Source organism: Parvibaculum sp. MBR-TMA-1.3b-4.2 (assembly GCF_053628815.1).
This window is the reverse complement of record NZ_JBRJHC010000001.1, coordinates 3,380,758-3,394,353: the sequence shown is the minus strand read 5'-3', so window position 1 is coordinate 3,394,353 and position 13,596 is coordinate 3,380,758. Positions and strand designations below refer to the sequence as shown.

Sequence of the window (13,596 nt, the reverse complement as noted above, 5' to 3'; positions counted from 1 at the left end):
GGTTCACTCCTCTAAAACACACTGATGTGAAAGAACTCGCGGCGCTCGGATGGCCGCACGGTGTCCCACTGCTTGCCGCCCAAATAGCGATAGATGCCGACGTCGCGGCGGCGCTGACCGCCAGTCGCAAACCGCGGTAAAATCAGCGCGATATGCCCTGCCCGCGTGATCATGGGATGATCGCGGTCTGAACCGCTCTGACCCGATCCGCCTGGATGCACATGAATATCGGCCACGACGGTCAGGCCACGTGCCCTGCAGATCGCCCAGAGGTCGCTGAAATAACGTCCGTCGAACCGGACGATGCCGCTGTCGAGCGCATGCGGATCGAGATCGTCATAAAGCACGAAGTCGACGATCCTCGCCTTTCCGCCTTCGCGGTGGCCGAGGAGGAATGCCCCACTCTCGCGGCTGCAACTGCGACCGCGTTCGCGCAGCTTCGCCTTCAGACGACGCCACACAAACCACGAGCACGACAGCTCATGCCGCAGAGCGAAGAGGCGGCGCATAGTCACGGGACTGAAGAAGTTCATGGATGAGCTCCAGGTATTGAACGATCCCCTCGGCGGGGCGCCAGATTTTCGACGGCACCTCGCGACGCCAGTTATCGTGCCCCACGAGGCTCTCCCGGTCACAGGGCAGGTAGAGGGCGGTGCCGCTCTTCCAGTCAGTGCGGAAGACTGCAGAGACACGCCCGCCTCGACCGCGCGGCCAAAGATCGAACGCAAGAACCTTGTCTGTCTTCATGTCCCAGGGGCCGCCAGTCGGTGCCGCCTGCGGGTAACCGGCGCAGTTCAGGCGAAACACGTATTCGCGACCGTCCTTGGCGACGACACCAAAAAACGCGAATGGCCAGATCAGACTGATCAGCCGCCAGCGCCCCTCTGCCTGTCCGAGACGGAACGCGGCCTTGGCCAGGTCCGCCTCGAAGGCGCGCTGGTCCGGGGCGATCACGCGTCACCCCCCGCCGCGCCATTGATCCGCTCGTCGGGCACGAGATCGAAAGCGACGCCGCAGACCTTGCCATCGGTCAGCGCGCCGATATGCGTTCCCGGCGCCGGCCGGTCATGCGTGCCCGCGATCTGCAGAACGTGCTCGCCGGCCTCCTCCTCAGACATGCCGAACTTCTTTTCGGCGGCCCAACGCTTCACCCGCGCCACGGTAGCGCTCGGCGGGAAGCGGCGCTCGACCGTCTCGCCGTTGAATGTCACGGTCACCTCGACGTGGCGGCAGCGGTGGATATGGACCTTCAGCCCCTTGGCGGTGCCGCGGTCCTTCAGAAGGACGCCCTCGTCAATCGGCTCGTCCTCATCTTCGATGAACAGCAGCGCATCGACCGAAATCTTGTGCTTCTCGACGAGGTGAGCCTTCAGGACAGCGAAGGTCGCTTCGGGCTCGAGCTCGAGATGCTCGACCTCGCCGACGCCTTCGCCCTGATAGAAAAGATCAATGGACTTCATGGATTTGCACTCCGCGGGATCGAAGTGCGAGGCGGAATTGCCCGGCTTCGTCCCTTACTGGCTTGATCGCCAGCGGAGCAGCAACCCGGAAAAGCCAGGCGCTAGTATCAGTCGAACTTAAGCGTTCCGGTCGGCACGGACGGGCATATAAAGAAGTGAGGGCATCGAGGGCAGGTTACCGCATCCACCTCCGGTGGGAACTCGCCGGAAGCGATGCCGGCCAACATCGTGTCGCTCTTCTTCTGACGATTCCCGAGCTTGGTCGCGCTGATCGCCACGGGCTCATGCGTCTCGTCAGTCAGATGAAGCGCCTGCACGATCGCGCCGCTGCCAAATTGGCTGCGAGCCGCGAGGTGGTAAAGAGTGTATTCCAGCCGATCATACTCGTCGCTGCGTTTGTAGCCCGTACGAACCCGCCGAATAACGACGGTTCCATCGGACAGCTCGGCTAGTTCATTCGGCTCCACCAGCACGCGCCCGCTGGGAAAGTCGATGGCTAGGGGCTGAGCGTCGCGGAAGCGATTCCCGGCTCCAGCATTGAGCAGTGCCGCGATCAGCCGAGACGCAAGCTTGCGGTAGTCAGCAGCGAATGCATGATCTGCCGGGCCGCGCGACTTCCAAATTTCCTCGAACGCGGCTTCCGCTTCGTGCAGCGCGGGATCACCGCTGCGGCGGGCATCCGCGAGCCAGCGCAACAACTCGTAAAGGCAGTCGTGTGTGCGGGAGAACGCCGTCGGCTTTCGAGCGCCCCCAAGACCCATAACGTGCGTGTAAAAGAAGCGACGCGGGCATTTCTCATATGACCCCAGTCGGCTGTCGGTCACCGCCCAATCCGACGGCCAGGCGATCGTGATCGGTTGCGCCTCCGGTACGCCGGCGGGAAGCGCCAGCCTGGGTGGATTTGGAATCTCTTGAATCATCCCGCCGGGGAGCCACTTGAGAAACGGCGACGGCGAGCGTCCGTTTCCGTTTCGCTGTTTTCGCGCGTAATAGAGACGAAGGTGCGTTCGGGCCCTCGAAAGCGCGACGAAGAACAGGCATTCCTCCTCGTCATTATGCGCGCGCTTGGCTTCGTCCACCGGCGAAACGTCACCCAGCCCCTCGATCATACCCTTGGGTGGTGGGCAACGCTGACCGCGGTTGGAACTCGGGAAGCTCGCGACAGTCAGTCCCGGCACATGCACGGCCTCGAATTCGAGGCCTTTGCTGCCATGCACCGTCATAAGCCGAACCGCATCTAGATGCAGCGCCGAAGCTGGGACTTGCCGCAGATCGCGCTCCTCCGCCAGCAAGACCAGCTGACGTACCCGATCAAGCGTGCGTTGGATCGGGATCCCCCGCCCCACCGGACTCTGCTCTCGCACAAAGTTCAGGAACTGCCAGACCGCCACAGCGCGCATGCGCGCTGTGACTGACGCTGTATTGCCTAATTGCTTGGCCAGATCCGTACGATCGAGAAGAAAGACGGCGAGAAATTCCCAGGCATTGGCGCTCGAGCTGATGCCCTTGAGATCCGCTGCAAGGCGTTCAATGCCTTCGCGGCCCGATGCCGACAGGCCGGGCGCTGTCACCGCGGCCGCGAGACCCCCCAGGGCAGGCTTGCCAAGCGATCGCAGATATCGGCTCACGCAGTGGACATCCTGCAGCGACAGACCGTAGCGCGGCATCGCGCCGACCCGCACGAGCGCGTCGCCGAAAGGATCAACGGCCAGACTCAGCAGCGCCAGCAAGTCGCGGACCTCTTCCCGCTCGAGCAGGCTGCCAAGGTGCAGCACAGGAATCCCGCGAACCTCAAGTGCTGACGCGATTTCGTTCAGCCGGCCATTGGTCCGGCACAGGACCGCCTGGTCTCGGAGCCGTACGCCCGCCGTCTCGAGCTCGCGAATGCTCGCCGCGACGCCCTCGGCTTCGTAATCCAGCGTCTCAAAACTTCGAATTTCCGGACCACCAGGGTCTTTTCCACGGTCAGCCTCCAGCTTCAGCTTCAGCATCCCCTCAGATGCCCCCATATGCGGCGCGACTGCTACGAAGCTGTCCACGATCTGCTCGATCGAACGATAATTGACACCGAGCTGATCGATCACGGCCTCCTTATAGTCGGACGTGAAGCGGACCATGTTTTCAGATGAAGCGCCTCGAAAGCGATAGATCGATTGTCGCGCATCGCCGACGACCCAAAGCCGGTCCCCATCGCCCGCCACCATCTTGAGCAGACGAGCGCTTGCACGATTCACGTCCTGATATTCATCGACAAGCACGTGCCGGTGTCGGAGTTGCACACCGATGCGCACCGCATCATCCTCTTCCAGCAAACGCGCCGGGCGCATGATGAGGTCGCCGAAATCGACGCCGCCATGTCTACGCAACGCCGCTTCATAAAGGTCGTAGATATCTGCGATTTCAAGGCACTTGGCGGCCGCGATCCGCGCATCCTCGTCAAGGGCGTCCGCTTCCGCCCGCATCGCGTTCGCGAGCTCGCGGTATCGTTCAGGCCCGACCATTTCATCCTTGGCGCGCGAGATCGCACCGACAATGTCGCGAAGCACCATCGCCGGGTCCCAGAGGTTCCGGTAATGAACCAGCGGCAGCGTCGGCAAAATGTCTTCGAGGACTTCGATCGCGTCACTGCGGTCAAACAGCGACGGATTTGGCGTGAGTTGAAGCCTGTCGTGATAGCGCCTCACAAGATCGAGGCCGAACGCGTGAAAAGTTCCAATCCAAAGCTTCGGCGCAGCCTCAGGAGCCGCCGTCGTCAATCGTTCCGACAATTCACCGGCAGCGCGATTGGAGAAAGTTAGGATGAGAATCGCGGCCGGATCGACACCCTCGACCAACAGCGAAAGCACACGCCTGACCAGCGTTCGTGTCTTGCCGGTTCCTGGCCCGGCTTGCAGCTGAAAGGGCTTGCCGCGGTGCGCTGCGGCTCGATCCTGGGAGGGATCGGGCTTGCGAGCGACCGACGGTTCGGGGGTAGATTCCGTTTCAACCACCAAAGGCGGCAGCAGCAACGCGTCGAACAGCTGCTGCCGGACCAGCACAACGGGAAGTTTTGTCCGCTCACAGATTGCTGTGGCCGTCAGATCTTGTTCGAGGTGCAGTGCACGCGCAGAAGCGCGCGGTAGCACAAGCTCGCGGGCATACACATTGGCCTGCAGCTCGCGACGCTCGCGAGCTCCATAATCCTCGACACGCTGAAGCCCTACCGGCGCTGCTTCCATGCTGCGCGACGGATCAATATCGGCTTGGCTACAAGTCGCGGAGCCGGCATGGAGCTCGGAATGCCCGAGCTCGTGTGCGACAAGGAGTGCCCGAGTGACCGGCTCCCCATTCTCCTCGCAGCAGATCGTTCCGCCCTGGTCGTCATACAGCGCTCGTGCGCCCTTCAGTGCCGGATCGCCTTTGGGCAGCCACACGAGTTCCAGGTCACGGCGTGCCACGGCCGCCTGAACAAGCTCAAGTGGCTCGAACGGATCCACTCCCTCCGAGAGCAGTTGCTCATGAAGCGCCGCGGCCTTGAAGCGGATCGGTTCGAAAGGGTCCACGAGATCAGAGCTCCAACAAAAACTTCTGTTGAACCTCGCTCAGGCCCGAGTTCCTCACCGCCTCCTCGAAGCTTTGCTGTGTGCCGGTTGCAGGTTTGCCTTCCGCCTTGAAAAACTGTCCTGCCGGCGCTGCCTGTCGCGCAGAAAAGTGAGCCACCACGACATCGAACGGCGCCGTAAGCTCCTCCGCCACCCGAGCCTGAAAACCTGGCGTCATGGTCGCCGGGTCAATTTGTCGGTCGCGCAACTTGCCAACGAAAACAGCATTCGCATTCAAGCGCGCGGCGAAAGCGCGGTATTCGCTTCGTGACAAACCGGCGAAGGGATTGACCGCGTCGGTAACACGGGCACTCTTCACTTCAGGCGCGCGTGTGGTATGGGCATGAAGCCGGTTCTGGAAGTGGCTCATCGCGCGGCTAACTGCCGGACTGACGACAGTCGGATCAATAGCCGCCTCAGCAGCTTCGACGGCGCGGTCACCGCGCAATGCATCAACTGCGACTTCGATCGCGAAATCCGTCAATTCCTGCCCAAACTGGGGGTACTGACGAACAATATCATCCAGCAGCCTTGCGTCCGGCACGTCCTGCGCCGTGGATAGAACATAGAAGGCTTCCCGCAATGCGCGCGGGGTCGCGTCAGGGCTCTGGCTCATAGGTCCTCCTTAAAACAGGAAAGCTTCGCCGCCGCCCGCGAGAGGCGGTTGCGAATGGTGCGTCCTGTGCAGTTGCACCGTGTCGCGGCCGTTTCTTCGTCTGGATCCTCGGACTCTTCCTTGTACCCTAGGACATGAACGAGAATGACGGCTTCGCGCTCTTCGGCCGGCAAAGCTTCGATTGCTTTCATGAACGGTTCACGGAAAACGTCCCACTCCTGCGTCGGCAGAACCCTGAAGTTCTCCGACACCCGAGCAAACGCGTCTTCGTAGGCATCAGGCCCACCTGGCGCGTCGGATGGCGGCAGATCGACGACGGCGATGCTTCGTTTGCGCCGCCGCGCCTCTCGGCGAACCGCGTCAATGCGCAGCGCCCTGAATGCCATATTGAACCGACACTCGTAGAAATCGAGTTCGTTGGGGAACTCGCCGGTCCCATCGCTCACGAAAAGGTCTGTCAGGTTCTCCAGAATCTCCTGGCGAACATTCGCTGCATCCGGCATTCCCCCGTCGGATACTTTCACCAGAAGATTCGCTTCGCATCGCCCGAGCAGAACCGGTAGTACCGCGCTCATCAGTTGCTGATCGTCGGTCCGGCGTCCCTCTCGAACAAGATGGACAAGACACTCCGAGCGCAGATAGGCAGGGTCGCTGCGATCGGTGATCGAAAGGCGGGTTTGCAGATCAGATCGCGAAAGCCCGATAGCCTCATCGATCTGGGCCTCGACCGCAGACGGACGTGCATACAATGCGCCGTCCGCTTCGGTATTCGTCAACGGTCGAGCCATTTGCCCCCCTTTGCGGCGTTTCAGTTGTTTCTGCGCAAGGCGTTCGTGTGTTTGTCTCTTTAATCGCGCTCAGACAGCGAACCCGGAAGGCATTTCTGCATTCTTTTTTCTCCCCACCACACCTACAACCGGTCTTCTAGGCCAAATTCGACGATAGGGGAGGCAAGGGGACGGCACATCTGAGCAAGATGATCGCCCATGCCCCGTCCTTTTGCATCGTGAGCCCCAAACTCAAATGACTCCGCTTCCTGCAGGATAAAACTTAGGGATCACATCATAACAAAAAGCCGAATGCCGCCGCAGGTAGGCGAATAATGTCGTGAACTCAAGACTCTTGGATAGTTCTTCTCGAACTAGCCCATTGTCTCCCCCCAACTACCCGATCGAACTTGAACCCGACTTACGTCGTGAGACTGAATACCTCGTCCGATTCGTTCATAAAATGGATTTCAATTTCGCAATTGACTGCGGAAAAGACCTAAAACTCATCCAGATCACTTTAAGGGACGAAAATTCTTAAAAATACGACTAACTTATTGTTTTTATTTATATTTTATCTCGACAGGTATTGTTTTTCACATATGCGAAGAGGAGCCCCATACATTTGGACCTTTTTAATCTTAGAATTTTCTAGCCTACTATATATGGATGCAGCGTCCTGCAAGCGGCGGCAGTAGTATAGGAAATTTGGGGTCCAAGTAACTACTTGGACCATTTTCTATTTTCTTGGGCCACTTTACTATTTTTTGGGGCATCCATCCTATCTCTGCTCAATTCTTGACTTACCAAATCCACCTAGCCCAAAAATGAAAAAGGCCCGCTCGAGGCGGGCCTTCTGGCCGACATTGGCGTGTCGGCAAAAAATTGCGCTGCTGACCAACGCTGACGACAAGGTATCTCAGCATTACAGCGCATGCAACGAAATTGCGCATTCGGCGCCACGGGAGGGTTTTGTCCTCTGCTGGTGTCGCGCGCGAACGAGGAACGCATGCCATGTATCGCTTACCGATGCGACATCTGTGCGGACAATCTTCTCTTAGAACGCTGCCGCTAAAGGTCCCCTATCAATTTCAGTACCAATTCGAACTCTATCAACTCGAAATCCGGCTGCCCTGCCCCCAATTAGCGGCGTTGGCAGTTGGCCATTGCTCCCTCCACATTCAATCAGGAGGGCCCGTTGCTTAGTGAGCTTGAGCTTCAAAGCCTTCCCTCATACCAAGCTCTTGATGAATACGGTCGCCAGCTTGTTCATGAGGTTCACTCGCGTGGTGGAGCTCCTGTCCGCGCTGTCCGATCCAGCGGCTCAAATGTCATCCAGCAGTACATGAGCCTGAAAATGGATCGGGTGTATTTGTGCGAGAGCCACACCGTGGAGGCGCCCTTTGCGCTTCAGCTCGAATATGATCCTAGCACTCTCGCTTACTACCTTCAGCCTTGCACACTCGACATCCTTATCCACGACGATTTTCGGAACCGACATCAAAGGCGGCAACATACACCGGACGTGCTGGTAATTCGATATGACGGCATTGAGTTGTGGGAACTCAAGCCGGTGGCGCGTTTGCGCAAGCTAACAAAGCGTTCGCCTGACACATGGACTGAAGGGCCCGAGGGTGTATTTCGTCGGCGGGACGTCGAAGAGCATTTGAAGGGAACCGGGATTGGCTATCGCGTCCGATCCGACCTCGAAATCAATCAAATTCTTGTCGAAAACCTCAGGGACATTGCTGACTTTACTCTACCGACAGCGCCAAAAATCGATCCCGAGCGGCTATCTCATCTCAGAGCAGTACTGCAGAAGAATGGTTTCATCACCATTGCTGATCTCGTCCAAAGATACGATTTCACCGGAGACGAAATCCGCAAAGCAATTGCAGATCGCCTTGTAGCGTTCGACCTCGAGAACGATCGGCTTGGCGATCCGGTCAGAGCACGTGTGTTTCCAGACAATGTGGCACTGGAGATGTCCAAGTTCACAACGGAAACGCTGCCTCCCGACGGTTGGTACACAACACCTCAAAGTCTATCAGAAGGCGCGGTGATCTCGTTGGATGGGACTCGCTATCGGATCGCGCACCTCATCGCTAGCGAAGCAGTACTTGAGAACGAAGCCGGCGCACAAAAGACGCTCCAGCTTCATATCCTCCATAAGTTCCAAAATGACAGCCGCCTTAAGGTCATCAATCAAAACAACTGTTCTGATCTGAGGCTGCGCAGATCTATCGCTGACTTCACCGAAGAAGAACGTGAAATCGCATTTGCCCGACTCCGCATAGTGCAGGGCGAGAAAATTCCGGGCTGGGCGCCGTCACCCAGCACTGTCGGCCGCTGGAAGGCCCGCATTCGAGATATCGATCCACACGACAGACCATCAATGATCCGTGCGCTGGTTCCTCGTCACCGCGACAAAGGAAATAGGAAGAGGAGGCTGCCCGACGAGGTGATCGAGATCATGCATCAGGTCATCGATACCGAATATTACAACGCACGCAATCGCTCCAAGAGGAGCTGCTATGAGATCCTTGTCGCCGAATGCATTAAGAATGGCCTTACACCTCCTTCAGAGCCAATCTTCCTGAAGGCTATCGATGAGCAGCGCACTCGATTAGCAATTATCAAACGCAGCGGGAAACGGGTCGCCAACAAGGAAGAGTCGCTAGCAAACTTTCTCTACCGTGACGACCCTCCCGACAGATATATCGGTTCACCTCACGGTTCACGCCCGTTCGAGGCTGTCCATATTGATCATACTCAGTGCGATCTCGAACTTGTTTGCGTAGAAACGGGCCGAAATCTGGGGAAACCTTGGCTAACAATAGCCATTGACGCCTACTCAAGACAGATCCTTGGCTATTATCTGAGCTACTCCCCGGCGAGCCGCGTATCCTGCTTCATGGTGCTACGCGACATTGTGCGACGCTTCAACCGGCTTCCGGAAACAGTAGTCGTCGACCGAGGCTCCGACCTGACGTCCAGAGATTTTCGATCAATCACAGTTATGTTCGGCGTCTCGATTAAATGGCGCCCTGGTCAAAAACCCCGCGTAGGCGGCGTGATCGAACGCCTGTTCGGCATAGCAAACAAGCGGCTATTTCATAATCTAGAGGGCAATACGCAGGTAATGCGTAAAGCTCGAGAGAGTTCAAAATCCGTTGACCCAAAGCGACATGCCAAATGGTACCTCGAGGCGCTCTATCCTGCGCTAGAGAAGTGGCTGTTCCAGCATTACGCGAACACGGAACACCCTGCCGTTTTACGCCCCCCCTCGGAAGCATTTGAAACCGGAATTACCATGTCCGGCAGCCGCACGCACATCCACATTCCGCTCGATCGAACCTTCAAAATTTTAACGTGCCCGACTGTCTCACGTGAAGGGATCCGAACAGTTTCGAAAGGTCGAGGCATACGCCTCAACGGCGATTTTTACTATCACCCAGAGCTGGACCGTCCGGCTCACTGGCAATCCAAAGTACCGGTGAAATACGACCCATGGGATGTTCGCGTCTGTTACGCCTATGTCGACCAGCACTGGATTGAATGTCGGTCTGTGCATTTCCAACGACTGGCCAACTTCACCCCCGCCCTCCTCCGAGCCTTTAGCCAAGAACTCATACGTCGAAAGACATTCTCAAGGGCGGAAGTTACTCCGAGGAAACTCGTCGAGCACATCGCAAGCGCAGAGTTCGACACCTTTCCGGACGCGTTGCGGCAGAAAGCTATGGCATCGCGGGCAGTATACGGACCGATTGGCATGACGTCCGTCACACCCGAAGAAGAACTTGCGAGTGACACCCCGTTCCCCATGCCAAAGATCGACGACTCGGCATGGCTTCCAAACCAAACTCCAGAAGAGGATGATCAGGATGACTTCTCGTATGACGTCTTCCCGGACTAATCGCGAAATCTCAACAAAAGAGATTCGTCAACGCGTCAAAGAATTCGCACGCACCCAAGTAAAGCATCCGTCCATGCTAAACGCTATGGAAGAAATTCAGGATGCCGTCTCACCAAATAGCGGGATCAACGTGGCACTCTTGGTTGGGCCACCTGGTGTGGGCAAGTCTGCCACCTGTGAGCAGCTTATTCAGGAAACGGCGCGAGAGTATCTCGATCAGCTGAAAGCTGACCCCTTTTTTAATCCGGCAATTATGGTTTCCGCTCCCTCGCTCGGCGACAGAGCCTTCTCGATGGCTGACTTTTTCGAGATCATTCTTGAAGCGTTGGGCGAACCAATGATTGATCAAAAGCTCACACCGGAATGCATAAGTGGTGGCTATGACCTACCGCTACGCTTGAGCGCCCCTACGATGAAGCTCTCGGCTCTCCGAGTGGCAACCGGCAAAGCGCTTCAAGCACGTCAGACTCGGTACGTCATTGTCGATGAGGCCGCCCACATCATGAATGGGCGCGCACTTTCGGAGCAGGTTAATGCCTTAAAGTCATTATCTGACATGACACAAACAAAGTTTGTGCTGGTGGGCTCATATGACCTATACGAAATTATTTCCGTCAACGGACAACTTGCAAGGCGGTGTCATGTTGTCCATTTGCCAAGGTACACCACAGATGCAAATGGAGGAAAGCGACACTTCAACAATGTCGCACGAGCTCTTGCGAAACGCATGAATCTTGAGCCGGAAGTAGTTCTCGATCCCTATCTGCCTGCCCTGATGGAGGCATCCGTTGGCTGTATCGGAACGCTTAAGCATTCGCTGCAGAGGGCATACTCCCGCTCTCTCCGGCACGAAGGAGGAAGGTGGTCGCCCAGCGTCCTTCAGTATTCCCTCTTGCGCAAAGCCCAGACCAGGAAAATCCTCAATGAGACGCTGGACGGCGAGCGTTTGATTGCCGAGAATGAAATTTGGAGCCTTTGATGCGTCAGAATGATGCTCTCCAGTTTGTCCACCACAAGTATTATCCGCGTCGTACCAGGCTCTGCCCAATCGCTCCCATTGGAACAGACACGCCGGATTGCGAAAGTCTCTATTCCTACCTCCTACGCCTGTCTTGGGAACACTCGGTAAGACCGAGTTGCCTAGCCCAGTTCCTATACGAATACCTTGCGCCCGAGGAGATGAGAGACCGAATGATGAGGGCGAAACGCAACACGATACTAGGCACTCCGTCGCAGGCACTTATCTCCGCCATTGAGGAACTTACCGGGCTTAGCCAGCTTTCACGGCTAACGTTGTCATCTTACAAACCCTTCTTGCCAAGCAAAGGGCAAGGCAACCAACCAAGAAAGTGGTGCCCGTTATGCCTAAATGAACAGCGTCTGCTAGGAGCAGTGTACTCGAAGCTGGCATGGGAGATTTCTACGACGCCGGCTTGTATCCACCATGGAGTCAGATTGGTATCAGCCTGCTCCTTTTGTGGAGGCTACATAGGACACCGATCTCAGTACTATACGCACTCGCGCCTGGGATTTTGCAGGAAGTGCAAATCTTGGCTTGGAGGTGATGGGGATGCCAAAGGTGAGGAAGCGTCAATCCAGGAGATGGCGGTTGCGAGAACCATTGGAGACTGGATTGCTGACGGCGATGAGGCACATCAATGGAGTCTCGAAAATCTTGCTCATTCGTTAAACGTCATTTGTAACGTTGGCTTTGGTGGACGGAAAATAGACCTTGCTGAAGCATTAGGCGTAGGTAAATCCACCATCAGCCCCTGGTTGAATGCCAAGAACTCGCCGACACTGCCTCACTTAGTGAATATTGCGAACCTCGCCAATACCTCGATCTCGGCTCTGCTGAAACCAGACATTCATATCAAGGATATGACTGCGGCTACTATATCCACGAGGGAAGTCATCCCGATACGCTCTGAAACCAAACGGCGCACCCAGAAATCTCGAACGCTGAGGGCGTTAGAAAAGTATGATGAGAAGAACGTACCCTCAACACTGAAAGAATTGGCACGGGAGCTGGATGTAGATGCAAAAGCTCTAAAAAATGCCTTCCCGGACGAGGTGCAACGAATCCGAGGTCTCATCAAATCCGCACGAGCGGCACGCCTTGAGAAGCGCAGCAACGCATATCGTATGTTTTCCGAAAAAATGTATCGTCGAACCAAATCGCTCACACGCCGAGAGTTTTTTGCGCGTGTTCAAAGGGAGTTCGGACAAATCGGTTGGGCTCGTTCGAAAGATATGTGGCAAAGATATAAAAAACTCCAGCATCAGTGAGCCCTTTCTGAAGCGCATACTCCAGGACGGTGTTTAGGCTAACCTGTAGATGTTATTGTGGCGCGCGCTCACTCTACTCAACAAACAAAGGCCCCGATGACATCTCGAAGCGACACTTTCAAACAGATATCAATTTCGGATGACGCTGCACTAACCAAAATTTTTTAGGCCCAAAGCCACCTCACATAGGAAACAAAATTTGTCTATTTTGGTATCGATAATAACTATCGCCGCGAGCGGCGTATTGGCGTCAGTAGTTGCCCACCGCCTCAATGCGACCAAAGAGCATGTATTTTTCATGCGCCGGAAAGTGGAAGAACTCTATCTCGCTCTCGAACGCTACGACCGAAGGCTCAGCGCTCACTTCGTCGGCTATTATGGCGTTCTAAAAAATGAGATTACCTACAATGATCTTCTCGACCTTCAAAACAGCAGAGGCAAATTTAACAACGACCTCGATCATTCGATTGAGACTTCGATTATGTTAGTCAGCGTCTACTTTCCCGAGCTGAAACAGCGTCTAAATTCTTACATTGATGCTCGGGACGCTATCCATGAAATCCTCGCCGACCATAAGCGCGCGTACAAGCGCGGAGACATAGACGGTACGCGCTGGGTCGAGCCATTTCACGAATCGTTGCTAAACCTGGATCACATTGCTGCGGAGCTCAAGGAAGCCATCCTTAGTGAGGCGGTAGCTCTGAAATCCGCCAAGTATTTATAGAGATAGCGAGTTGGTGAACTTGCGCTCTCATGCCCCCCACAACGGGGCGCGAACGTTATGGCAATACTATGCTGAAGCAGACAGGATCCTAAGATCAAGCCTGTTATGCGATCCAGGATACACCTGACATGGTGGCCAAGCACTACGGACGGTTTCTGCCGCAAGACAAGGCTGCACTGGCCGCCCAAGTACTCAATAAAGTGTGGGCAGCGTAACACTCAAATCAATTGCTATCGGGGGATT

The 13,596-nt window shown here is 56.3% G+C and carries 10 protein-coding genes and 2 pseudogenes; 6 read left to right on the top strand and 6 right to left on the bottom strand.

The features are described 5' to 3' along the window. Window positions 1–11: 11 nt before the first annotated feature. The 6 genes from ACSSVQ_RS16220 to ACSSVQ_RS16195 all read right to left on the bottom strand — a co-directional run bounded on the left by ACSSVQ_RS16220 (window position 12) and on the right by ACSSVQ_RS16195 (window position 6,433). Entirely contained in the window at window positions 12–533 is a 522-nt protein-coding gene (locus ACSSVQ_RS16220) for a hypothetical protein (protein ID WP_454184360.1), read from the bottom strand. Then, entirely contained in the window at window positions 481–954 is a 474-nt protein-coding gene (locus tag ACSSVQ_RS16215) for a DUF7665 family protein (protein WP_454184359.1), read from the bottom strand. The genes ACSSVQ_RS16220 and ACSSVQ_RS16215 overlap by 53 nt, the downstream gene beginning before the upstream one ends. Next, entirely contained in the window at window positions 951–1,460 is a 510-nt protein-coding gene (locus tag ACSSVQ_RS16210) for a hypothetical protein (protein WP_454184358.1), read from the bottom strand. The genes ACSSVQ_RS16215 and ACSSVQ_RS16210 overlap by 4 nt, the downstream gene beginning before the upstream one ends. 107 nt (window positions 1,461–1,567) lie before the next feature. Next, window positions 1,568–5,002 (bottom strand): UvrD-helicase domain-containing protein, encoded by a 3,435-nt coding sequence (locus ACSSVQ_RS16205; protein WP_454184357.1) that lies wholly within the window; start codon window positions 5,000–5,002, stop codon window positions 1,568–1,570. 4 nt (window positions 5,003–5,006) lie between these two features. Continuing rightward, window positions 5,007–5,657 (bottom strand): hypothetical protein, encoded by a 651-nt coding sequence (locus ACSSVQ_RS16200; RefSeq protein ID WP_454184356.1) that lies wholly within the window; start codon window positions 5,655–5,657, stop codon window positions 5,007–5,009. Beyond that, window positions 5,654–6,433, bottom strand: coding sequence for a hypothetical protein (locus tag ACSSVQ_RS16195; RefSeq protein WP_454184355.1), 780 nt, complete (start codon window positions 6,431–6,433; stop codon window positions 5,654–5,656). Before ACSSVQ_RS16195 ends, ACSSVQ_RS16200 begins: the two co-directional genes overlap by 4 nt. A 1,189-nt stretch (window positions 6,434–7,622) precedes the next feature. Here ACSSVQ_RS16195 and ACSSVQ_RS16190 point away from each other — a divergent pair. From ACSSVQ_RS16190 to ACSSVQ_RS16165, 6 genes and pseudogenes are all read left to right on the top strand, one after another. Beyond that, window positions 7,623–10,340, top strand: a complete 2,718-nt coding sequence (locus ACSSVQ_RS16190) for a DDE-type integrase/transposase/recombinase (protein WP_454184354.1) — start codon at window positions 7,623–7,625, stop codon at window positions 10,338–10,340. Then, complete coding sequence (locus ACSSVQ_RS16185; protein WP_454184353.1) at window positions 10,309–11,319, top strand: TniB family NTP-binding protein; 1,011 nt, start codon at window positions 10,309–10,311, stop codon at window positions 11,317–11,319. Before ACSSVQ_RS16190 ends, ACSSVQ_RS16185 begins: the two co-directional genes overlap by 32 nt. Beyond that, window positions 11,319–11,786: pseudogene (locus tag ACSSVQ_RS16180) on the top strand (TniQ family protein); the annotation flags it as partial. The gene ACSSVQ_RS16185 and the pseudogene ACSSVQ_RS16180, both read left to right, overlap by 1 nt. A 156-nt stretch (window positions 11,787–11,942) precedes the next feature. Next, a complete protein-coding gene (locus tag ACSSVQ_RS16175) occupies window positions 11,943–12,629 on the top strand; it encodes a helix-turn-helix domain-containing protein (protein WP_454184713.1) in 687 nt (228 codons plus the stop codon). A gap of 199 nt (window positions 12,630–12,828) precedes the next feature. Beyond that, a complete protein-coding gene (locus ACSSVQ_RS16170; protein WP_454184352.1) occupies window positions 12,829–13,353 on the top strand; it encodes a hypothetical protein in 525 nt (174 codons plus the stop codon). 19 nt (window positions 13,354–13,372) lie between these two features. Further along, window positions 13,373–13,568: pseudogene (locus ACSSVQ_RS16165) on the top strand (hypothetical protein); the annotation flags it as partial. Window positions 13,569–13,596 lie beyond the last annotated feature (28 nt).

Coding starts and splice junctions, on each gene's coding strand:
- ACSSVQ_RS16185 (WP_454184353.1), top strand. CDS start 10,309: ATGACTTCTCGTATGACGTCTTCCCGGACTAATCGCGAAATCTCAACA.
- ACSSVQ_RS16210 (WP_454184358.1), bottom strand. CDS start 1,460: ATGAAGTCCATTGATCTTTTCTATCAGGGCGAAGGCGTCGGCGAGGTC.
- ACSSVQ_RS16200 (WP_454184356.1), bottom strand. CDS start 5,657: ATGAGCCAGAGCCCTGACGCGACCCCGCGCGCATTGCGGGAAGCCTTC.
- ACSSVQ_RS16220 (WP_454184360.1), bottom strand. CDS start 533: ATGAACTTCTTCAGTCCCGTGACTATGCGCCGCCTCTTCGCTCTGCGG.
- ACSSVQ_RS16175 (WP_454184713.1), top strand. CDS start 11,943: ATGGCGGTTGCGAGAACCATTGGAGACTGGATTGCTGACGGCGATGAG.